The 21,517-nt window shown below is 71.9% G+C and carries 18 protein-coding genes and 1 pseudogene; 9 read left to right on the forward strand and 10 right to left on the reverse strand.

The annotated features are described in order from the left end of the window. The first annotated feature begins 37 nt into the window (after positions 1-37). Positions 38-1,405 (forward strand): chromate efflux transporter, encoded by a 1,368-nt coding sequence (chrA, locus tag ACZ3I4_RS06465; protein WP_465380836.1) that lies wholly within the window; start codon positions 38-40, stop codon positions 1,403-1,405. A 601-nt stretch (positions 1,406-2,006) separates the two neighbouring features. Here chrA and ACZ3I4_RS06470 read toward each other — a convergent pair. Beyond that, positions 2,007-3,254 (reverse strand): DUF1062 domain-containing protein, encoded by a 1,248-nt coding sequence (locus ACZ3I4_RS06470; RefSeq protein WP_465381158.1) that lies wholly within the window; start codon positions 3,252-3,254, stop codon positions 2,007-2,009. Between the two features lie 304 nt (positions 3,255-3,558). Between ACZ3I4_RS06470 and ACZ3I4_RS06475 the strand changes: the two genes are divergently transcribed. Beyond that, complete coding sequence (locus ACZ3I4_RS06475) at positions 3,559-4,587, forward strand: NADPH:quinone reductase (protein WP_465380837.1); 1,029 nt, start codon at positions 3,559-3,561, stop codon at positions 4,585-4,587. Here the strand turns inward: ACZ3I4_RS06475 and ACZ3I4_RS06480 are convergent. The 4 genes and pseudogenes from ACZ3I4_RS06480 to ACZ3I4_RS06495 form a co-directional block, all read right to left on the reverse strand. After that, positions 4,571-5,719, reverse strand: a pseudogene (locus ACZ3I4_RS06480) (lycopene cyclase family protein); the annotation flags it as partial. The gene ACZ3I4_RS06475 and the pseudogene ACZ3I4_RS06480 overlap by 17 nt on opposite strands. 43 nt (positions 5,720-5,762) lie before the next feature. After that, positions 5,763-6,314 carry a SigE family RNA polymerase sigma factor gene (locus ACZ3I4_RS06485; RefSeq protein ID WP_465380838.1) on the reverse strand — a complete coding sequence of 184 codons (552 nt, stop codon included), beginning with the start codon at positions 6,312-6,314 and terminating at the stop codon, positions 5,763-5,765. Then, on the reverse strand, positions 6,311-6,928 hold the full coding sequence (locus tag ACZ3I4_RS06490; RefSeq protein WP_465380839.1) for a permease-like cell division protein FtsX: 618 nt from the start codon (positions 6,926-6,928) through the stop codon (positions 6,311-6,313). Before ACZ3I4_RS06490 ends, ACZ3I4_RS06485 begins: the two co-directional genes overlap by 4 nt. A 62-nt stretch (positions 6,929-6,990) precedes the next feature. Next, the gene (locus ACZ3I4_RS06495; protein ID WP_465380840.1) at positions 6,991-7,614 is read right to left on the reverse strand and encodes a TetR/AcrR family transcriptional regulator; all 624 of its coding nucleotides are present in this window, start codon (positions 7,612-7,614) and stop codon (positions 6,991-6,993) included. Between the two features lie 105 nt (positions 7,615-7,719). Here ACZ3I4_RS06495 and ACZ3I4_RS06500 point away from each other — a divergent pair, with 105 nt between their 5' ends. The 3 genes from ACZ3I4_RS06500 to ACZ3I4_RS06510 all read left to right on the forward strand — a co-directional run bounded on the left by ACZ3I4_RS06500 (position 7,720) and on the right by ACZ3I4_RS06510 (position 11,418). Continuing rightward, the gene (locus ACZ3I4_RS06500) at positions 7,720-8,496 is read left to right on the forward strand and encodes a siderophore-interacting protein (protein ID WP_465380841.1); all 777 of its coding nucleotides are present in this window, start codon (positions 7,720-7,722) and stop codon (positions 8,494-8,496) included. 12 nt (positions 8,497-8,508) lie between these two features. Beyond that, positions 8,509-10,530, forward strand: a complete 2,022-nt coding sequence (locus ACZ3I4_RS06505) for a 2Fe-2S iron-sulfur cluster-binding protein (protein WP_465380842.1) — start codon at positions 8,509-8,511, stop codon at positions 10,528-10,530. A gap of 135 nt (positions 10,531-10,665) precedes the next feature. Then, positions 10,666-11,418, forward strand: coding sequence for an alpha/beta fold hydrolase (locus ACZ3I4_RS06510; RefSeq protein WP_465380843.1), 753 nt, complete (start codon positions 10,666-10,668; stop codon positions 11,416-11,418). Positions 11,419-11,456: 38 nt separating this feature from the next. Here ACZ3I4_RS06510 and ACZ3I4_RS06515 read toward each other — a convergent pair whose 3' ends face one another. Further along, positions 11,457-12,275, reverse strand: a complete 819-nt coding sequence (locus ACZ3I4_RS06515; protein ID WP_465380844.1) for an SDR family NAD(P)-dependent oxidoreductase — start codon at positions 12,273-12,275, stop codon at positions 11,457-11,459. 30 nt (positions 12,276-12,305) lie between these two features. Between ACZ3I4_RS06515 and ACZ3I4_RS06520 the strand changes: the two genes are divergently transcribed. Continuing rightward, positions 12,306-12,911: a DUF998 domain-containing protein gene (locus ACZ3I4_RS06520; protein WP_465380845.1), complete on the forward strand. Its 606-nt coding sequence runs from the start codon at positions 12,306-12,308 to the stop codon at positions 12,909-12,911. Here the strand turns inward: ACZ3I4_RS06520 and ACZ3I4_RS06525 are convergent. Both ACZ3I4_RS06525 and ACZ3I4_RS06530 read right to left on the reverse strand, forming a co-directional pair. Then, a complete protein-coding gene (locus tag ACZ3I4_RS06525) occupies positions 12,886-14,091 on the reverse strand; it encodes a helix-turn-helix domain-containing protein (RefSeq protein ID WP_465380846.1) in 1,206 nt (401 codons plus the stop codon). The two genes, ACZ3I4_RS06520 and ACZ3I4_RS06525, sit on opposite strands and share 26 nt — an antisense overlap. Then, positions 14,088-15,734: a diguanylate cyclase domain-containing protein gene (locus tag ACZ3I4_RS06530; protein WP_465380847.1), complete on the reverse strand. Its 1,647-nt coding sequence runs from the start codon at positions 15,732-15,734 to the stop codon at positions 14,088-14,090. Before ACZ3I4_RS06530 ends, ACZ3I4_RS06525 begins: the two co-directional genes overlap by 4 nt. A 180-nt stretch (positions 15,735-15,914) precedes the next feature. Between ACZ3I4_RS06530 and ACZ3I4_RS06535 the strand changes: the two genes are divergently transcribed. The 3 genes from ACZ3I4_RS06535 (at position 15,915) to ACZ3I4_RS06545 (ending at position 20,004) form a co-directional block, all read left to right on the forward strand. Further along, a complete protein-coding gene (locus ACZ3I4_RS06535) occupies positions 15,915-18,311 on the forward strand; it encodes a hypothetical protein (RefSeq protein WP_465380848.1) in 2,397 nt (798 codons plus the stop codon). Between the two features lie 95 nt (positions 18,312-18,406). Then, complete coding sequence (locus ACZ3I4_RS06540) at positions 18,407-19,483, forward strand: hypothetical protein (RefSeq protein WP_465380849.1); 1,077 nt, start codon at positions 18,407-18,409, stop codon at positions 19,481-19,483. Next, positions 19,480-20,004, forward strand: a complete 525-nt coding sequence (locus tag ACZ3I4_RS06545) for a SigE family RNA polymerase sigma factor (protein WP_465380850.1) — start codon at positions 19,480-19,482, stop codon at positions 20,002-20,004. Before ACZ3I4_RS06540 ends, ACZ3I4_RS06545 begins: the two co-directional genes overlap by 4 nt. A 161-nt stretch (positions 20,005-20,165) precedes the next feature. Here ACZ3I4_RS06545 and ACZ3I4_RS06550 read toward each other — a convergent pair whose 3' ends face one another. After that, the gene (locus ACZ3I4_RS06550) at positions 20,166-20,567 is read right to left on the reverse strand and encodes a hypothetical protein (protein ID WP_465380851.1); all 402 of its coding nucleotides are present in this window, start codon (positions 20,565-20,567) and stop codon (positions 20,166-20,168) included. A gap of 123 nt (positions 20,568-20,690) precedes the next feature. Further along, on the reverse strand, positions 20,691-21,512 hold the full coding sequence (locus ACZ3I4_RS06555; protein WP_465380852.1) for an amidohydrolase family protein: 822 nt from the start codon (positions 21,510-21,512) through the stop codon (positions 20,691-20,693). Positions 21,513-21,517 lie beyond the last annotated feature (5 nt).

A 21,517-nucleotide genomic window follows, 5' to 3' on the forward strand; every position in this document is an offset into this window, starting at 1 on the left:
TTCTGTTCCGTCCGCCTGACCCCTGAGGAGATGCCGCATGACATCGCAGCCGTCCGTCGACGTCGTGCCCTTCGGCCAGGCCGTGCGCGCCTGGTTCGCCATCTCGCTGCAGACCTTCGGCGGCCCGGCCGGGCAGATCGCGGTCATGCAGCACCACCTCGTCGACGAGCGCCGGTGGATCGGTCAGCGCCGGTTCCTGCACGCGCTGAACTACTGCATGCTGCTGCCCGGCCCCGAAGCCCAGCAGCTGGCGATCTACGTCGGCTGGCTGCTCAACGGCCTGCGCGGCGGCCTGGTCGCGGGCACCTTGTTCGTCCTGCCGGGCGTCGTGGCTCTGCTGGCGTTGTCCGGCGTCTACGTCGCCTACGGCGACACCACCGTGGTGACCGCCCTGTTCGCCGGCCTGGCCCCCGCCGTGGTGGCGATCGTCGCGCAGGCCGTGTGGCGGGTCGCCGGTCGCGCGCTCACCAACCGGATGCTGGTCGGCTTCGCGGTCGCCGCGTTCGCCGCCCTGGCCGTGTTCGGCCTGCCCTTCCCCGTCGTCATCGCCGTCGCCGCGCTGGCCGGCTGGGGGCTGCACCGCTGGCGTCCGCAGCTGGTCGTGCCCGGAAAGAGCCACGAGTCCGGCGCCGACCGGCCGGCGCTGATCTCCGACGACATCCTGCACCACGAGCCGCCTTCCGGCCGCCGGACCGCAACGATCCTCGCCGTCGGCCTGGTCGCCTGGTTCCTGCCCGTCGCCGCGTTCGCCGTCCTGACCGGCGGCGACAGCGTCTACACCCAGCAAAGCCTGTTCTTTTCCGGCACCGCGGTGGTCACCTTCGGAGGCGCCTACGCCGTGCTGTCCTTCGTAGCCCAGCGCGCCGTCGAGCACTACGGGTGGCTCACGGCCGGCGACATGGTCCGCGGCCTGGCCCTGGCCGAGAGCACCCCCGGCCCCCTCATCATGGTCGTGCAGTTCGTCGCCTTCCTCGGCGCCTACCACCACCCCGGCCCGCTCGACCCGTGGACCGCCGGGATCACCGCGTCACTGCTGACCACCTGGGTGACGTTCGTGCCCTGCTTCCTGTTCGTGCTGCTCGGCGCCCCCTACATCGAACGGCTGCGCGGCAACCAGGCCATCTCGGCCGCCCTGACCGGCATCACCGCCGCCGTGGTCGGGGTCATCGCCAACCTCGGCCTCTACTTCGCCCTGCACACTCTCTTCGCCGGCACCCACGACATCGACGCCGGACCGTTCCACCTCACGGTGCCCGCGCTCGACACCCTGCGGCTGGTGCCGGTAGTCATCACCGTCGTGGCCGTCGCGCTGCTCTTCTGGCGGAAGTGGCCGGTTCTGCGGGTGCTGGCCGTCTGCGGGGCGCTCGGCCTCGCGGCCGGACTGGCGGGCCTTCCCGGCGTCTGATCACGTACGCCCAGTGGGCGGGGCGGCCAGAACCCGAGCCGGTTCGGCATAGCTCGGGCACCGCGTGGACAGCCCCTGCCGCTCATACCCGCCCAGCGGGCGCCGGGGAGTCCGCTGTGCAGAACCCCGGCACGACGCCCCCCGAACGCCGCCAAAGAAACCGCCGCGCACAACCCCGGCACGACGCCCCCCGAACGCCGCCAAAGAAACCGCCGCGCACAACCCCGGCACGACGCCCCCCGAACGCTGCCAAGGAAACCGCCGCGCACAACCCCGGCACGACGCCCCCCGAACGCTGCCAAGGAAACCGCCGCGCACAACCCCGGCACGAGCCCTCCAACGGCGCCGGAAGGCAACTGTGCAGAACCCGGTACGACGCCCTGCCCCGCCGCCAGAGACCGCTGTGCCGGACCAGCCACGGCCGCCCGTTAGTTTACGAAGCGCCGCGCCGGCCCGCGGAGTTATCCACAATGGAGGCCTCAAATGCGGCCCTGTGGATAACTCCGGTCCTCGAACTTGACACCGGGTAGTGTCCCCAGCTGTCATTCCCAGGGCGGGCGGGCGGGGGAGGCGGCGGCTGCTCCGACAAGCCGCACATTTCCTATAGGCGCATAATGAAGGTGAAGTCGTTGGCGGACTTCCCGGTCAGGCGCTGTGTTGACGAGATGGTGCCGTCGGCGATGAGCCGGTGCACCGCGGAGTGCGACACCCCCAGGCCGATCGACAGCAGTTGCGTGAGCCGCAGAGGGATCCGGTCGACAAAACGGACAGTCGTGTGGACCAGCACCGGAGGCCTGGACGCGGAACCGGCCCGGGCGTGGCCTATCAGCACCGGCTCAGTCCCAGCGGCGACGATCCCGGGTTCAGCGACTGTCTCGACTCCGCCGATAGGCCGACCTTCACCCACCGGCCACGATTCACCAATCGGCCACGCTCGCCCAACCGGCCGAGCTTCAGCAAGCGGCCGGGCCTCACCAACCGCCCGGGCTTCAGCAAGCGGCCGAGCTCCACCTATGGGTCCGAATCTCCCAATCGGTGCGACTTCACCACTCAGCCAGGAATCACCCATCGACCGCACTTCATCAAGCAGCCGGGCGTCATCACGCAGCCGGGCGTCATCACGCAGCCGGGCGTCATCACGCAGGCGAGCGTCATCACGCAGGCGAGCGTCATCACGCAGGCGAGCGTCATCACGCAGGCGAGCGTCATCACGCAGGCGAGCGTCATCACGCAGGCCGGGATCCCGCAGGCCGGGATCACCAATCGGCGGCACTTCACCAAGCGACCCGCCTTCACCAAGCGGCCCACGGCCGCCGAGCGGTTGAGCTTCACCGAGAGGCCAGGCTTCACCGAGAGGCCGAGTGGCACCACTCGGCCGGCCGGCACTAACCGGCCTCGCTTCACCATTGGCGCGGCCTCCAGCGCCGCCGCCGGCGTCAGCGGCGGAGACGTCACCGCGACCGCCGCGGTCGACGTCGCTGAACCCGGCGCCGGCACCAGCGTCCTGGACCGTCGTCTTGTCGATCGACCAGGCGCCGGCCCAGTCGAGCGTCACGCTGTTCCGGCGCAGCAAGGCCGGGTCGGTCAGCAGCTTGGCGGCGAGGGCGACGTCGTTGCCGTGGAAGCGGTCCAGCAAGGATGGGTCGATGGTCCGGACGTTGGCGCGTTCCAGGACCGTCAGCTTGATGGTTTCGCCGCATCGGGTGCACAACGCCAGCAGCCAGACGTCGAGGAGCTTGTGGTTGGCGTTGATGCGGAACTTTCCGTGTGCCTGGTAGAGCGCCGCGGGGCAGCGCAGGCAACGGCGGCGGATCAGGGGCAGGCCGCAAGCGCGTACCTGCCACAGCATTGTGAGCACGGGTGGGACCGATCTACTGCGACATTCCGGGCGGAGACACGGCTCCGCGGGGGATGTCCGCGCACGACGAGGAAGCGAGTGGCGGCCGGGTGTCACGACGGCACGCCGCACTCGCTCGGGTCGGTGCGGGACGTCAGATGCGCGCCGGACCGGCACGCCGCGGAACGCGGGCGTGCTTACTCAGCGCGCGGTGAAATGTCTCAGCTGGTGTACAACGGTCCGTCCTCGGTCGAAACGGCGAAGCGCCCGCACGCTAACAGCGCGCCGGTGAGGCGGGCCAGCGATTATGGACGGCATGAAGGCCATCATCTACAGCGACAACGGCGGCCCCGAGGTTCTGCGGCTCGCCGACCGTGACGTGCCGGAGCCGGGCCCGGGTGAGGTGCGCGTCCGCGTGGCCGTGTCAGGCGTCAACCCGACCGACTGGAAGACCCGGGCGGGAGTGACCAACCCCAAGCAGTTTCCCGAGGTCACCCCGCATCTCGACGGGGCCGGGGTGATCGACGCGGCCGGGCCGGGGGTCGACCCGGGACGGGTCGGTCAGCGGGTCTGGCTGTTCCTGGCCACCGCGGGCCGCCCGACCGGCACGGCCGCCGAATACACGGTCGTGCCGGCGAACCGGGCTGTGCCGCTGCCGGACGGCGCGAGCTTCGACCTCGGGGCCTCGCTGGGAGTGCCGGCCATGACGGCGCACCGCGCGCTCACGGTGAGCGAGGACGGGCCGCGGCGGCTGTCGAGGGGCGCGCTCGACGGCCAGGTGGTGCTCGCGGCGGGCGGGGCGGGGGCGGTCGGGCATGCGGCGATCCAGCTCGCCCGGTGGGCCGGCGCGACCGTGATCAGCACGATCAGCGGTCCCGGCAAGGCCCGCCTGGCCACCGCGGCCGGCGCGCACCACGTGGTCAACTATCGCGAGGGCGACCCGGCGGCCGAGATCCGCGCGATCGCCCCGGACGGCGTGGACATCGTCGCCGAGGTGGCGCTGGGCGCGAATCTGGCGCTCGACCTGGCCGTCCTGGGCACGCGCGGGACGATCTCGACGTACGCGAACGACGGCGGCCGGCCGGTCGAGCTCGACGTGCGGCAGAACATGATGCTGAACACGCGCTTCGAGTTCGTGCTGCTCTACACGGTCGGCGAGCAGGCGCTGATCGCGGCGGCCGAGGATGTGGCGGCCGCGGTGGGCGACGGTGCGCTGCCGGTGGGCGAGGAGCACGGGCTGCCCGTCGTCCGTTTCCCCCTCGGCTGTACGGGCGACGCGCACCGGGCGGTGGAGGACGGCACGGTCGGCAAGGTGCTGGTCGACGTCAGCGAAGACGCGCGATAGCGTCGCCGGCCGCCGCGCGGGTCATCGGCAGCAGCGGGGTGGAGGACATCAGCCGCAGGTCCTCCCCCACGCTGGTGGTGCCGTCGAGGAAACGCAGCACCAGCGGGGCCGGGTTGCGGTCGAAGAGCCGCTCGAAGAAGGCGACCCCGTCGACCAGGCCCCGGTCGAGCGCGCGCAGCTGCACGGCGTCCATCCACAGGTGCCGGGCCGGGTAGGGCGGCTCGGGCACGGGCGGGCGCCCGGCGGCGACCTCCCGCGCGATCTGGTCGGCCTGGCGGGCCATGGCCGAAAAGGTGAAGCCGGTCGACGGCCGGGTGGCGCCGCCCGCCGTGCCCAGCCGGACCACGCGCGGGGACGGCCGCGACTCGAACGGGCCGTCGGTCATCGGGATGACGCCGTCCTCGATCTCGCGTACGCGCAAACGGGTCAGATCGAGGCGGAGCAGGCCGGCATAGCCGCGAAGCGCGCGGTCGTATTCGGCGCCGGTCAGCCGGGCCGGCGAGAATTCGGTGTATTCGACCAGCGCGAACCGGTCGCTCACGGGCAGCACGTAACCGAACGAGACGCCGCGCGCGGGCTGCGGCGTCCGGAAATCCATCAGCACCGCACGGTGGGGGTCGAACACCGGACCGTCGGCCTCGAGCCACCAGCCGCGGAAATGCTGCAGCCAGTTCGTGCGGCCGGCCTTGCGCGGGGGCCGGGGCCGCGAGTCCAGAGCCCACCGCGCCCGTACGAGGGGTGTCCCGTCCGGATCCGACACGACCACTCGGTCGCCGTCGTCGGTCACGGTTCCGGCCGCCGCGGTGATCCGGACGGCGTCGCTCGCGGCGGCCAGCTCGTAGAGGGGCGCCGACCGCAGCATCGCGTACCGCAGCGGGTGCAGCGGCAGCACCCGGCGCCCGGCCGGTGTCACCACGTCGACGTCGTCCCAGCTCGCGCTGAGCAGCGGGTCGAGTGCCGTGCCGGGCGAGCCCCAGAACGCCCACGTACGGTCCTGGCCGCGCTTGAGCACCGGGTCGACCACCGCCACCCGTACGCTGGAAAGCCTCTCCCGGCCCAGGGCGGCCAGCACGAGCGAGGCCGCCCCGCCCCCGCCCACCAGCACGAGGTCGGCGTCGACGGGAGAGCTCACCGCCCCAGCCTGCCATGTCGGCGCCGTACGGTGATCGCGGGCCTCAGCGGTCGGGGAAGTCGTTCCCGAGCAGGTCGCGCAGCCGGGTCAGGGCCCGGGCGTTGCGCATCTTGACCACCGACACGGACACGCCCAGGATCGTGGCCGCCGTCTCCACGCTGTGGTCCTCGGCGTGCCGCAGCACCAGCACGGCCCGGTCCTCGACGCTCAGCCGGGCCAGCGCGTCGACCAGGGCGAGACGCAGCTCGGGTGTGCCCGCGCTGTCCGGCTGGTCGGGCAGCTCGGCCAGCACGAGTTCGGTGCGGCTGCGCCGCTTCTGCTGGTCGAAGACGAGGTTCATCAGCACGCGGCGGCTGTATCCGTCGAGGTTCGTGCCGGCGCCGATCCGGTCCCAGGCCGCGTACATCTTGGTGAAGGTCTGCTGGGTCAGGTCCTGGGCGAGGTGCCAGTCCCGGCACATCAGATAGGCGCTGCGGCGCAGCCGGGTGGCGGTGGACTCGACGAACGCCGTGAACTCCTCGTCGCGGGCCGCCTTGGCCCGGCGCCGGCCCTTGATCCAGCCGAGGGCCCGGGGCGGCACCACGGTGTCGGTCACTTGACCCCGCCGACCGGGGCGTCGGCCGGGCAGATCCGGCCGACGATGTCCTGGACGCCCGCCATGGCCGCGTACTGCCTGGCGAAGGCCGTGTAGTGCGAGCCGTCGGTGAGCCGCACCCGGAACGACGCGGGCACGTTCTCCGGGCCGACGGAGGCGACGAAGTCGGGGCTGTCCCGCCAGAGAACCTTGAAGCGCTCGTACGCCGTTTCGCTGCTCTCGTAGCCGGACGACTCGACCCGCGCGTCGCCCTCGAGCGCCGACCGGATCGCCGCCCGCTGCGCCTCCGTCACGGGGTTGCCGAGGAACATGGCGGCGTCGGTCGCGCCGCTCGGCACCGCGCCGGGCGAGCATCCCGGGGCGGCCATCGGCACCATCGCCGCGAGAACCGGGACCGGTGGGACAGCCGGCTCCGGGCCTTCGGACCGCAGGTTCACCCCGGCTGCCACCCCCATCACCAGCACTGCACCGGCCGCCACCCCGGCCGCGGTCATCTGCCGGCGACGCCGCCGCACCCGGCCGCCCTCGGCGATGGCCGCGTGCGCCATCACCCCCGGATCGGCGCCGGGGTCGTCGCTGACCGCCCGATCGAAATGCTCCCGCAGGTCGTCCACTGTCCGTCCTCACTGTCCGTCCGGTCCTCTGCCCACTAAGACCGGCTGGACCCCGGATTAGGTCACACCCGATCGCCGCGCAGGTAGCGGGTGACCATGTTGACCAGCTCGTTCTCGAACGCCTCGACGGTGATGGTGCGCGGATCGGCCATGATCTTGTGCGTGTTCATCTCGACGGTGAACAGGATCAGCTCGGCCGCGGTGCCGAGGTCGCTCACCCGCACGTCCGGGTGCCGGGCCAGCACGTCGCGCACCTGACCGACGCGCAGCTCGCCGTGCCGGTTGATGGCGTCCAGCAACTCCTGCGAGAACGAAGCCTCCTCGATCATGATGCGCAACAGCCGCGGGTCGTCGCTGTGGTTGTCGATCGCATCGCGGACCAGCGCCCGTACGGTGGCTTCCAGGCTGCCCTCCGTCAGGTCGAGATCGGCCGCCTCCGTCCACGTGCCGCGGTCGATGTGCCGCACCAGCAGGGCGGCCAGGATCGCGTCCTTGTTCGGGAAGTACTGATAGAGCGAGCCGATCGACACGCGGGCGTGCTCGGCGATGTGGTTGGTGGTGCCGGCGGCGTACCCGTGCTCGGCGAAAATGTGAGCAGCCGCGTTCAGAATGCGCTCGCGGGTGAGTTCGGCGCGCACCTGACGGGGCGTGCGACGTGGCTGAAGACGGCGGTCGGCCGACGGCATCCGGTGGTCCTTCCCTCCCGCGAAAAGCGAGTAGCCAAAGAGCTGAGCTATTACTCACAATAGTGTGGTGAGCTGCGAAAACAAGACCATGCCATGATCCCTAAGGTGCAACTTCCGGCCTCCCGCACCATGATCACGCTCCAGGTGCGCCGCCGCGAGTTCCGGACGCCGGGATTCGCGAGCGTCACTCTGGGCGGGCCGGCCGTCCGGGAGCTCGTCGTTGCCGGCCACGACCAGGCGGTCCGGCTGTTCTTCCCCCGCGAGGGCCAGAGCGGGCTGAGGATGCCGACCGCCTCCAACGAGGCCTGGATGGCCCAGCTGCTGCTGATGCCGAAGGCGGTGCGCCCCTGGGTGCGCAACCTGACGATCCGGCGGGTCCGACCGGCCGACGAGGAGGTCGACATCGAGTTCGCCGTGCACGGGGACTCGCCGATGTCGTCCTGGGTGCGCCGGGCCGAGCCGGGCAGTCCGGCCGGCATCTTCGACACCGGAACCATGTACCGGCGGCCCGGCGAGGTCAGCCATCAGGTGCTGGTGGGTGACGAGACTGCACTGCCCGCCGTCCTGAGCATCCTCGACAGCACGCCGCCGCCGGTCACGACCGAGGTGTTCCTCGAGGTGGCGGACGCGGCCGACGTGCGGCCGGTGGAGTCGGCGGCCCGTTTCCACTGGTTCGCCCGCGACGGGCAGCGGCCGGGCGATCTGGTGCTGGACGCGGTGCGCCGGGCGTCGCTGCCGTCCGGCCGTTTCTACACGTGGGTGGCGGGCGAGTCCCGGCTGGCCACGTCCGTACGGCGGCACCTGGTCAACGACCGGGGTGTGGCCAAGCGGGACATTTCGTTCGCCGGTTACTGGCGCCTGGGCCGATCCTCGCCCGGCTGAGAGGGATCACAAGTGAAGCAAGCGGAGCAACACCGGCTGACCACCGTGGACGAGGTCGAGGCGATCATCGGCCGGCCGGCGTCGATGATCATGTTGAAGCAGATCAGCGCGCTCGACGAGGGCTGCCGGACCGTCCTGGCCCGCTGCCCGATCGCGGCGTTCGGCTATCGGGACGCCGGCGGCACCAGCCGGACGACGTTCGCCGGGGGCACGCCCGGGTTCGTCCGGGTCGAGTCGCCCACCCGGATCTCGTTCGAGCTGCCCGAGGAGCCGTACGGGCCGGTGTCGTTGTTCTTCCTGCTGCCCGGCGTGGGCGAGGTGCTGCGCGTCAACGGTACGGTCGCCGCGCGCAAACGAGCACGAACGAGCATCGACATCGCCGAGGCGTACGTGCATTGCGCGCAGGCTGTTCTGCGCGCCGGGCTGTGGCAGCCACCCGTGACCGCCGAACCGCCCGCAGCGTTCGAAGGCGACGGTCCCCTGCGTGCTCCCGGGGTGGCCGAGTTCCTGGCCGCGGCGCCGTTCCTCGCGTTGTCCACCTGGGACGGGAGGGGCGGCAGCGACACCAGTCCGCGCGGCGACCAGCGAACAGTCGCGCGCATTCTGAACGGCCGGACGTTGGTCATCCCTGATCGAAAGGGCAACAAACGCGCAGACTCATTGCACAACCTGCTGCAGGACGACCGGCTCGCCCTGGCCGCGCTCGTGCCCGGACGCAACGGCGTGTTGCACGTTTCTGGCCGCGGCGTGATCACCGACGATCCCGCGTTGCTGGCCACGCTGGCGTTGCGCGGCCCGGCCCCGCACGCGGCGCTGCTGATCGACGTCGAGCACGCCGAGGTGACCGGCAACCACGCCGTGACCCGCTCGCGGCTGTGGAATCCGGGTTCCCACGTACGCCAGGGCGAACTGCCCGACCTCATGGCGATCGCGAGCGACCATCTCGCCGCCGGTGCCTCGCAGAGCTTCCTGCTGAGGGCGTTCACGGCCATCCCCGGGATAGGGCGCCTGCTGCGCTTCGTCATCAACCGCGCCTACCGGTCCGGGCTGCGCAAGGAGGGGTACGGGGAGGTTGCCGTCGGTGCGAGTCGCGAGGGCGGCACCGAGAGCCCGTTGCGTGAGGTGCGCGTGGCCGAGGTGCGCCGGGAGACGCCGAGCGCGGTCACCCTCGTACTGGAGGACGGCCTTGCTTTCGACTTCCGTCCCGGCCAGTTCTTCACACTGGTCGCCGACATCGACGGACTTCCCGTACGCCGGGCCTACTCGGCCTCGTCCGCGCCGGGCCCCCGCCTCGAGGTCACGGTCAAGCGCGTCGAGGACGGCCGGTTCTCCACCTACGTGCACGAGAGCCTGCGCGCCGGGGACCGGCTCGCAGTGCGGGGCCCGTCCGGGTCGTTCCACACCGGCCCGCAGCCGCCGGACGAGATCGTGCTGATCGCCGCGGGCAGCGGCGTGACGCCCATGATGAGCATGATCCGAGCGGGGACCGCCGGCCGGGTCTCGCTGCTCTACAGCAGCCGCAGCCAGGAAGAAGTCCTCTTCGCCGACGAACTGACGGACGCCACCCACGTCCTGACCCGGCGCGACGGCCGGCTCGACGCGGACGGTGTGCGGCGCTGGATTACCGGCCTGTCCCCCGGCCCGGACGCGCACTATTACGTGTGCGGTCCCGGTCCGCTGATGGACACCGTCCACGAGGTGCTGGCCGGGCTGGGCGTCCCCGGCGCGCTGGTGCACAGCGAGCGCTTCGCCGCAGCGGTCGACCTTGAAGCCGCGACGACGGTGCCACAGACAATGTCCGTCGAGGAGGGCGGTCACCCGATCGGCACAGCGGTGGTCGAGCCCGGCCAGACGTTGCTCGACGCCGGGCTGGCGGCCGGGCTGCCCATGCCGTACTCGTGCACGGTCGGCAGTTGCGGCGACTGCCGCGTCCGGCTCCGGGCCGGCGAGGTGACCCGAACCGAGGACGACGGCTCGGTGCTGGCCTGCCAGAGCTGCCCGCTGTCCGCGGTCACCCTGGACATCGCAAGCTGATAGATTGCGGCGCAGTTCCGACGGCCCGAGGAGGTGAGACCCATCAACGCAACACGTGGTCGGGTGCTCCCCGGGCTCGCCGTCTCCGGCTGAGCGGCCCGGGAGTGCCTCAACGGCATTCCGAAAGGGCACGTCATGAAGTCATTCCTGGTCAATGGCACCGTTCCCGGCACCCTCTGGGACACCCACCCGGACGGCTCGCTCGTCCTCATCGCCCACGGCGGCGGCCAGCATCGCGGCGCCCCGGCCGTCACCGGAAGAGCCGCCCTCCTGGTCGCGGCGGGTTTCCAGGTCGCCGCCCTGGACGCCCCGGGCCACGGCGACCGCGCCACCACTCCCCTCGACCGCGCCGCCCCTGCGGTCGATCGCGCCGCCACTCACACTGGCCACGCCGCCACTCCCCTCGGCTCCGCCGGCTCCGCCGCCTCTGCCGCGGGGAACGCCGGTTCTCCCCTGCCGGGTGCGGCCGACGATCTGGCCGGGCGGATCGCCCGGGTCAACGCCGACATCGCCGAGCGAGCCGTTCCGGAATGGCGGGCGGCCCTGGACCTGCTCGCCCCGGACGGCCCGGCCGGTTTCTGGGGCGTGTCGATGGGCGGGGCGATCGGTCTCGCCCTGATGGCGGTCGAGCCGCGCATCACCGCCGGCGTTGTCGGTCTGGCCACCATCGGACACGAACAGGCGGCTCGGATCACCGCGCCGATCGAGTTCACCCTCCAGTGGGACGACGAGCTCATCGCGCGCGAGGCCGGCCTGTCGTTGTACGACGCCCTCGGCTCCCCGGCGAAGTCGTTGCACGTCAACCCGGGCCGGCACGCCGACCTGCCGCGCTTCGAGGCCGAGAGCGGCGCCCGCTTCTTCACCCGCCACCTGAGGCCCGGCTCATAACCGAAAAGCTGTGGCCGCTCGTGATCGGCCGGGGCGATTTAAAAGACGGCGGCCAGGCTCGACTCCCAGAGCCGGGCCGCGCGTGACCGCGAGGTCGATCGGGGCGTGGCCGGGAACCGGGACCGTGAGGCGAAGTACCCGCCGGGCACGAGCGCCGCGGGGTCGGTGGCGAGCCATACGAGTGTGTCCGCCCCCTGCTCCGGAGTGCGGAACAGGGGGCGGGCCAGGCTGAAGGCGGGGCTCGACGTGCCGAAGCCGCTGCGCACCAGGCCCGGGAAGTAGCAGGTCGGCACGATGTGCGCGGCCGACCAGCGGCGGGCGGCCTCGACGGTGAACAGGATGTTGGCCTGCTTGCCGGCGCCGTAGGCGAGCCATCGCAGGTGCTTGCGGCGGCCGGGGCGGTCGACGTCCAGCGTCCCCCAGGCCTCGGCCGCGGACGACGTCGTGACGATCCGGGCCGGGACGGACGGCGTCGCCGTGGCCCGCAGGCGGTCGAGCAGCAGGTGGGCCAGCAGGAAACCGGCGAGATGGTTGATCTGCATCGACGGGTCGAAGCCGTCGGTGGTCAGCGGGCGTACGGGGGCCAACTGGCCCGCGTTGGCGGCCAGCACGTGGATGTGCTCGTGGTCGGCGGCGATCCGGGTGCCGGCCGCGCGCACCTCGTCGAGCACGGCGAAGTCGGCGCTGTAGGCGGGCGGCGTACGACCGCCGGCCTCGCGCACGGTTTCGACGGCGTGAGCGAGGCGCCGCGGATCACGGCCGAGCAGCACGACCTCGTCGCCGAGGCGGGCGAACGCCACCGCGGCCGCGAGGCCGATGCCTGAGCTTGCGCCGGTAACGACCACCGTACGGGGCATGGCTCGACCTTATCGATCATGATGGAGGGCGTGACCAGGGTGGCGGCAATCGGCGGTTCGATAGTGGTGACGGCGGGGGCCGTGATCATGCTGGTGGCGCTGGTCGCACCCGCGGGAAGCTGGTGGGACGGCTATGTGAGCGAGGCCGGCACGGCGGGGCAGCCGTACGCGATCCCGTACCGGACCGGTCTTGTCGTGCTCGCGATCGGCGTCGCGCTGATCGGGCAGGCGTTGCGCTCGCTCGTGCTGGCCTCGACGGCGCTGTTCGTGGCGGCGGCGCTGGCGGCCACGTCGGGGCTGGTGGCGTGCACCGACCGCTGCCCGTTACCCCCGTACGAGCCGACCACGGTGGCCGATGTCGTGCATGCCTCGGCCAGCGTCGCGGGCATGGTGATCCTGGCCGGGGCGATGGCGCTGGTGTGGCTGTCGAAGTTGCGTACGGCCATAACCCGCCTGGCCGGGGTGGCGGTTGTCCTGACCGTTCCGCTCGGTGCGACGCTCGGGATGCTCATGTTGTTCGTGGGGCGCAGTGATTTCGGGGCGCTCGTCGAACGCGCGGTTCTGTTCGTGGCCGTGTCGTGGCTGGCCGGGACGGGGCTGTTGCTCGCGGTCAGGCCACGCGCATACGTGCACTGAGCCCGCGCAGTTCGGCGCCGCTGTTGTTCGTTCGTGAGCGTTCGAGCAGGGTGTGGACGGCCTCGAGCACGTCGGCCGAGCGGTGCACGTGCTGTGGCGCGATCCGTTCGGCGGTGAGCAGCAAACGGACAGCGTCCCGGTCACGTCCGCGCAGTTTGGTGAGCGCTCGCGCAGTGTCGGCGTACAGGAAAACCTGCCGGAGGCCGACGGGGAGCGCTCCGGGGCTGGTCCGCCGGGCGATCTCCACCGCGTGCCCGGGGTCGCCGTCCTCGACCTCGATGCTGATCCGCCAGATGCCGACGTTGGTGGGGCCGAAGAACAGGCCCATCGCGTCCGTCTCCCCGGTGCGGGCGGCGAGCCGGGCCGCCTCGGCCGACCAGGACCGGCTCTCGTCCAGCCGTTCCAGGCCCTGACTGGCCAGCGCGCACATCAGATGCAGGGTGCCCAGCACCTCGGCGGCGCCCGGCCGGGACACGTGCCGGCTCAGATCGTCGGCGGCGCGCTCGGCCAGTGTCAGGGCCCGCTGGTAGGAGCCGGCGGCCGAGGCTGCGCAGGCCCGCGTGTACGCCGCGTACCCCAGCAGTGCCGGATCGCCCGACCCGGCGGCGGCTTCCCGGCAGCGTTCGGCGGCCAGCCAGGCGTCGGCGGGCAGACCGAGATTGCGCAGCACCGAGGAGGCAGTGTGCGCGGCCGCACAGAGCAATCGCAGCGCCCGTACGGCTTCCGGCCCGGCCGTCTCGGCGTGCAGATCGCGCAGCAGGCCGGGAAGCAGCCGGATGGCGCCCGCGTAGTCGCAGGCGTGCAACAGCGATTCGGCCAGGTCACCGGCGCGGGCCAGGTCGTCGAGGGCCGGCGGGACCCGGTCGGCGGGTTCGCTGAGGTCGATGTCGATCAGGGCCTGGCGGACGGCGTCGACACCGGCCAGCGCGGCCAGCGTCCGCGGATCGGCCGCGGGCATGGGCGCCTCGGCGAGCTCGGCCGGTGAGCATTCGAGGGCCTTGGCCATGGCGGCGAGCGTGAACCGGTTGTCAGCCGCCTGGAGCCCCCGTTCGATCCGGCTCCAGGTGGCGTGGGAGACCCCGGCCCGGCTCGCCGCGAACCGCACACTCCAGCCCCGGGTCAGGCGGCGCGACCGGATCCGGCCGCCGATTCCGGGGTCGGGGGTGGGGCGTGGCGTCATGGAACCGACGGTAGTCCGGCCTGCTCCACTGGTGGTACACGCCTGTACCGGCTGGTCACGTACTGGTTCTTGCCGGCGGTCTTGGCCGCGTACATGGCCTCGTCGGCGGTGTGCACGAGCTCGTCGGTTCCGGCCGGGTCACCCTCCGGGTCGCGCAGGGCGACGCCGACGCTGCAGCTGATGGTCACCGGCTGGCCGTCGATGTCGAACGGCGCCCGCAGGCCGTCCACGATCCGGGCGGCGACGGCCTCGGCGTCCTCGGCCGTGGTCAGCCCCTCGGCCAGGATCGCGAACTCGTCGCCGCCGAGCCGGGCCACGACGTCGCCGGCCCGCGCGCACTGCTCCAGCCGCCGGGCCGCCTCGACCAGCAGAAGGTCGCCGGCGCTGTGTCCGAGCCCGTCGTTGACCGCCTTGAACCCGTCGAGGTCGATGAAGAAAACGGCCAGAGCTTTCCCCGTACGGCCTTGAGCGCGCAGACCATGCGCGAGGCGCTCATGAAAAAGTGCACGATTGGCGAGAGCGGTGAGCGAATCGTGCTGGGCCAGGTGGCGCAGCTGGTCCTCGCTCTCGCGCAGCCGGGTCTCGACCACCTTGCGCTGCTCGATGTCGTGCCGCAGGGCGAAGGTGGCCTGGCCGACCTTCTTGAGCGCACGGCGCCGCGAGTCGGCCAGCCCACCGGCCAGGAACGTGACGAACAGGCCGATCGCCAGCGTGGCCCCGGGCAGGCGGCGATCGGTCTCGCTCAGCAGGCGGTTGGTCGGTTGCACGGAGACCTGCCAGTTCCGCCCGCCGACCGTGATCGTGCGGACACGGCGCAGACCCGGATCGGACAGTGAGGCGGCGGGCGCCGCGGTCGAGGCCACCGGAACGGTCGACGACCCGCTCAGGTCGCTCAGCGTCACCCGGACCAGCTTGCCGGCGAAGGCCTGCAGGGTCTCGTCGACGAAGTCGTGACCGCGCATCGACAGGACCACCCAGCCGATGAACTTGCCCGGCCCGGACGCGCTCGCCGCCTGGTTGACCGGGGCCGCCAGCAGGAAGGAGCGCTGCTGCTGCGAGGCCGGAAGCTTGCGGTCCTTGAGGAGCACGTACGGGCGGCTGGACGTGATCAGGCCGCTGGCCCGCGCGGTCCGCAGCGCCTCCGACGGCTCCTCGGCCGCGCCGAGATCGCGTCCGACATCCGGGGTCACCCTGTCCAGGGCCCGGCTGAAGATCAGGTAGTAGTGCTGGGCCGCGTCCCCGGCCGTGCGCAGGCGCAGGTTCTGGGCGCCGCGGTCACGCCAGTACGCCTGCACCGACGAGGCTCGCCCGGCCTCGGCCGGGACGACGAAGCTGACCGCGCTCGAGCCGGGCAGGCGGGCACGGTTGAGCCGGGAGGTCATCACCTCGAAGTCGGACAGGGTGAACGTGTTCTGGGCGGCCGCCCCGGCGCTCATGTCGGCCAGGGTCTCGGTGTAGCGGGCGGCCTCGTTGGCCACCGCGCGCTCGATCGCGTCGGCGTTGTGGTCCATCAGCAGACCCGCATGCCGCTGCTGCACCTGGCGTACCTCGGCCATCGCCAGGAACGACCCGCCCGTCCCGCCGGACACCACGGCCAGGACCAGCGCGATGCCGATCCAGCGGCGGCGGCCGGGTGACATCATGCTCGCGGTGTCCTCAACGTTTCAGCGGTGGTCGTCCCCCTCCTATCGACCGTTCCGGCCGCCGTGTGAGCGTTGCCGCGGCGTCTTCTCGGTCGGGTCACACGGGCCCGTGATCAAGTCGTAGAGTGTGCTGCCTCGCCCACGCATCGAGCGTGGTCGAGTTCTGCGGGAGGACCTCTCATGGCTCGGTGGTCTCGGTCGAGGCTGCGCGTTTTCGGTGTCGGACTGGCTGTCCTGGTGGGCGGATCACTGCTCGGCGCCGCCCCCTCCCCCGTGGCTGCGGCGGCTCCGCCCGCTGCCGACCGGGTCACGGCCCTGGGTAAGGGCTTCCGGTTTTCGGCGGCGTCGGGTGACGCGCGGGCGCCGTACGCGTTCGCGTCGACCGGCAGCACGCTGCAGGCGCGGGCGCTGGGCACCGGCGCGCGCCCGATCGCCCGGGCCGCCTCGGGCCGCCCGGCCCGCAAGGCCGCCGCGGTGTCCCCGTCGGCCGTCGAACACCGCACCACCATCACGATCGACTCGGCCAACGCGAGCGCCCCGTTCGCCCTGTTCGCGGTGTGGAACCGGCAGACGTGGACGCACATCCAGGTCGACAGCGTGCCGGACTCGCTGAGCGCCACGGCCGACCTGCCGCCCGGCGACTACTACGCGACCGCGCTCTACGGCGTCCCGAACGTGAACAGCTATCTGCTGACCAAGCCGTTCACGGTCACCGACGCCGCGCAGACAGTCGTGCTGGCCGAGAGCTCAGCCCGCGAGGTCGCGCTGCGGACCGACGACCCCACCGCGCAGCCGGAGAACAGCGCCGTCTGGCTGGCCCTGCCCCAGGGTGACCTGGTCGGCTTCGGCGGCGGAGGTCAGCAGACCCGCACGTACGCGACGTCCGCCTCGGTTCCGGGGCCGGAGCTGTTCGCCCACGAGGTGCTGACCCGCGGCGGCTCCTCGGTGAGCAACCCCACCCCCTTCCGGTACGACCTGGTCAAGCGGTGGGCGCACCCGCTGCCGGCCTCGCTCGTCGAGACGATTCCGACGGCCTCGCTGGCCCGGACCACGACCACGGTCCGCGGGCAGGGGGCGACCTCGCCGGGCACGTTCGGCAGCACATCGGGCGTCGGGCCCTATCTCGAGACCGCCATGCCGTTCCCGGCCACCTTCACCGAGTACGTGTCGCCCGGCGTGAGCATGTCCCGCCTGGTGCTGTACGGGTCGAGCCAGTACCTGTTCCTCGACGACCGGACGCTGCCCGCGGGTCCGGCGCCGGCCGGGACGATCGGAGCTGGTCCGCTGGTGCCCGGCCCCGGCGCCACCGTGGGCAACTCCCGGCGCACCGGCAACACGCTCTACTTCCGGGAGGCAGCCGTGGTGAGCGGCGCCGGCGCCACCGGCACCGACACGTCGGCCGCGTTCACGATGACGCTGAGCAGCGACGGCGAAGTGCTGGCGACCAGGGCGGGCGACGCGCTCGAGGTGGACGTTCCGGCCGAGGCCCGGACGTACGAGCTGAAACAGACCTGGACCCGGCAGGTGCCGTGGACCCGGCTGGCCACAGATGTGACCAGCGAGTGGACGTTCCGGTCGGGTGCGCCGGAGTTGGGCTTCCTACCCCTGATGGACGTCAAGGTCGCGGCGACCGGGCTCGACCAGCACAACCGGGCCGGGTCGGCCCCGGTCGGCCTGACGTTTACGCCGTCGGCCCGGGCGGCCCGCGAGACCAGCACGATCGACAAGGTCGAGTGGTCGGCCGACGACGGCGCGACCTGGACGGCGATGACCGGGTCGAGCATCCCGGTGCCGGCCACGGCGGCCTTCGTGTCGCTGCGGATCACGGCCTCCAACAATCTGGGCGGCAAGCTGGTCCGGACCGTGACCCACGCCTTCGCGGGCCCGGCCGAGCCCGGTGACGAGTCGGCCGGCGGCGCCACGATCTCCGGGCTGACGATCAACGACGGCCAGCCGGTGAACGTGGGTGTCGGCGGATCGCTGTACTTCATGGCCCGCTTCACGGCGACGCACCCGTCCGGCATCGCACGCGGCAGCCTGCGGCTGTGGCACGGCGACTATCGGACGCCGGACGGTGTGCTGGTGGCGCCGGCGTTCTGCTCGGATTCGACCTGTTCGGCCGAGTTCTATCTGCCCGACGTCCGCTCGGCGCTGGGGCGCAGCGAGCTGGCCGGAACCTGGCAGGCCGAGGCCTCGGTGACAGCCAAGGACGGACAGAGCTTCGCCGTACGCCATAACGCCAGGAGCGTGGCCCTGAAACGCACGACATGGCTGACCATCGACGCCACTCCCGAGCCGGCCCGCCTGGGCTCGACGATCACGGTGACGGGCACCCTGATTCGCGCCGACTGGACCACCGGCACTTACCTGCCGTACGGGAACCAGACCGTGACCATGCAGCGCGCCCGGTCCGGCGTGACCACCTGGTCCCCGGTCCAGTCGGGCAAGACGGACACCAGTGGCATCGTCCGGACCACCGCCGCGGCCGCGTACGACGCCAACTACCGCATGGTCTACCCGGGCGACTCCGCCACGGCCGCGGTCAGCAGCGCGGCCGACTTCGTCGACGTGCAGTAACACCGTCGCGGCCTTTTCCGCGCGCCGAGGGAACCGGATGCTCACCTGATGCCTTTGGGGAGGGTGACGGTTTCACCGGGCTACGGGGGCGGGCGATGACGGCGCACATCAAGGAGCTGCTGGACGACGCGGTGGCCGGGCTGGAGCCGGGCGCCCGCGACCCGGTCGCCGCCGTGATCGGGCGGAGCCGGGCCGCGCGGCGCCGGGCAGCGGTGACCGGTGTCGTGGCCGCGGTCCTGGCGGTCGTGCTGGCCGGCGGAGGGCTGGCGGTGAACCGTTTCGTCGTGAACCCGCCGCTGCCCGCGGCGGGCGTCGTCCCGTCCCGCACCACTCCGGCGATCCAGGTGATCGACGGGGTGGTGGTGGCGGGCGCGATGCGGCTGCCGGTGCCGACGGGGTGGAAGGTCGTCACCAAGGACTCGAAGGCGAAGTGCGGCGACCTGCCGAAGACCATCCTGCTGCGGGACGGGGTGAACGAACTTCCCTGCAACAACGCGCCCATCGAGGTCATGTCGAACACGTCGGCTTTCCCGCCCGGAAGCTGGGCCGGGCGCAAGGGCGACGGCAACATCATCACCGCTCCTGCCCACGTCACCCTGCCCGGCGGCGAACCGGGCTGGCTGCTGGACGCGCTCGACAGCGAGATGACCAGTCCGGACAAGGAACCCGGCTTCAGCTACTGGAACATCCTCAACCTGCCCTGGTCGCATGTGCAGCTGCAGATCCGGGTGGACGGGCCGACCACCCAGGGCATCCTGGACACGATGCGCAGCGAACCGGTCGGGGACGGCCGCCTGGCGCTGCCGGAGCGGGCCGCGGAGGCCGAGTTGTCGACCCCCGACGCGAAGGGGATGTTCCAGGAGGAGGGGTACGGCCGGACGACCGACCGCAAAACCGTCGGCCAGGTGCTGCGCCTGCTCGGCGAGCAGCGCGACGTGGTCGAGAACGGGGAGGCGTGCGCCCGCGGGGACCAGCCGGGCTATCGGCTGGCCCTGTCGGAACGGGTCACCGCACCGAGCCGGTCGCGACCGGACGATTCGCCGCAGACCCATGTCGTCATCGCGGTCGGAAGCGGTTGCCAGGAGGCAGTCTCGTCGGACGGTGGCCGGGTCCGGCTCGACGACGACGCCGTACGGAAGCTTCGCCGGATCTTCGGGCTCGGTGAGCGGTGAGCGGGGCTGAGTCGCCGGCCGGGTTCGCCGAGTTCGTCACGGCCCGTTATCCGGCCCTGGTGCGGTACGGCACGCTGCTGACCGGTGATCGCGGGCACGGCGAGGACCTGACGCAGGAGGCGCTGGTGAAGACGTACCGGGCGTGGCGGCGGCTTCACGAGCAGGGAGACCCGGAGGCGTACACCCGGCGGGTGATGGTTCGGGCGGTGTGGCGGGCGAGCCGGCGGTTGTGGCGGCGCGAGATTCCGGCCGCGGCGCCGCCCGAGCAGCTTTCCCCCGGGGACCCGTACGAGAGTCACGACACCGCGTCGGTGGTGCTGGCGGCGTTGCGGTCGTTGCCGGCGGCCCAGCGGGTGGTGCTGGTTCTGCGCTACTGGGCCGGACTGTCCGAACAGGAGATCGCGGCCCAGCTCGGCTGTTCGACCGGCACGGTCAAGTCGCGGGCGAGCCGGGCCTTGGCCACCATGCGCCGCACGGACGGGCCGTTCGCGCTGATCGAGTCCATGGACGGTTCGCGCTGAGCGGATCCATGGACGGCTCGCGCTGAGCGGATCCAGGGACCGTTCGCGCTGAGCGGATCCATGGACGGCTCGCGCTCAGCGGATCCAGGGACCGTTCGCGCTGATCGAATCCATGAAGCAGGGCCGCGTCCGGAAGGACGCGGCCCCGTGGTTCAGCTGGCTCAGCGGTGACGCCAGTGGTGCCACGCGCCGCGGTAGTCGCCGCCGCGCCAGCTGTTGTACCAGCCGCCGTACCAGTTGTCGTTGTCCCAGCTGCCGTTCCAGTCGTTGTCCTCGACCGTCAGGACCCACGAGCCACGGCCCCAGCCGAAGCCGGCCCGGTCGCAGTCGTAGTCGTCCCAGCGGTCGCGGATCTCGCCGATGCGGCCGACCCGCTCGCAGGCCCGCAGGGTGCGGAAGTAGCCGACGACCTCGTCGTCGTCCCAGCCCACCCGGGTCTGCGTCGAGGCGCTGGTCGAAGCACCCTGCGCGGAGCCGGTCGCGGCCTGAGCCGGAACGGCCGCGACCGCCACGGTGCCCAGCCCGAGGCCGGCGATGGCGAGAAGACGAGTAACGCGATTCATTGCTTTTCCCCTCTCGACATAACGTGTTGCCCACAAAGACAACCACGTATCGGACGAAAGGGACTAAATTCGCATTTTGATCACCCAATAGAGATCATTTGCCGGGCGGGCGCCCAGTCGGCCTCAACCCCGGAGCCAGAGTGGGCCGTACCAGCGGGCGGCCGTTCCGCCGAAGACGTCGGCGCGCTCGGCCGGGCTCAGCGACTCGGTGAAGCGCTCGGTCAGGGCGATCACGCCGTCGTAGTCGATGCGTTGCCGGTGGACCGGCCAGTCGGAGCCGAACATCACGCGCGCCGGGCCGAAGGTGTCGAGCACGTAGCGGGCGTACGGGGAAATGGTCTCGAGATCGGGGCCGGCCTCGGTGATCAGACCGGAGAGCTTGCACGCGACGTTGGGGTGGCGGGCGATCTCGGTCAGGTGGGCGCGCCACGGATCGGGGCGGCCGGCGGCGATCGGCGGCTTGCCGGCGTGATCGAGCACGAACCGTAGCTGCGGGAGCCGACGCACCGCTTCGGCTACGGCCGGTAACTGCTCGGCGGTGACAACCAGGTCGTATGCGAGGTTGGCGGTGGCGACCGCGGCGAGCCCGCGCTGCACGTCCGGGCGCAGCAGCCACTCGGGGTCGGGCTCCTCCTGAACCTGGTGGCGAAGGCCGACGAGGTGGGTGTCGCGGGGCAGCCGCTCGGCGACGTCGGGCGCGGTCAGATCGGTCCAGCCGACCACGCCGAGGATCCGCGGCTGGGAGCGCGCCAGGGCCAGCATCTCGGGCGTCTCGGCGGCGACCGTGACCGTCTGCACCAGGATCGTGCCGTCGATGCCGTGCCGGTCCAGATCCGGGGCCAGGTCACCGAACGTGAAGGTACGCCGGAGCGCGGGCAGGTCGCGGGTCCACGGCTGGTCACGTACGGAGAGATCCCACACGTGATGATGAGCGTCGATACGCATGTCGC

This window comes from Actinoplanes sp. NPDC021490 (assembly GCF_055562135.1).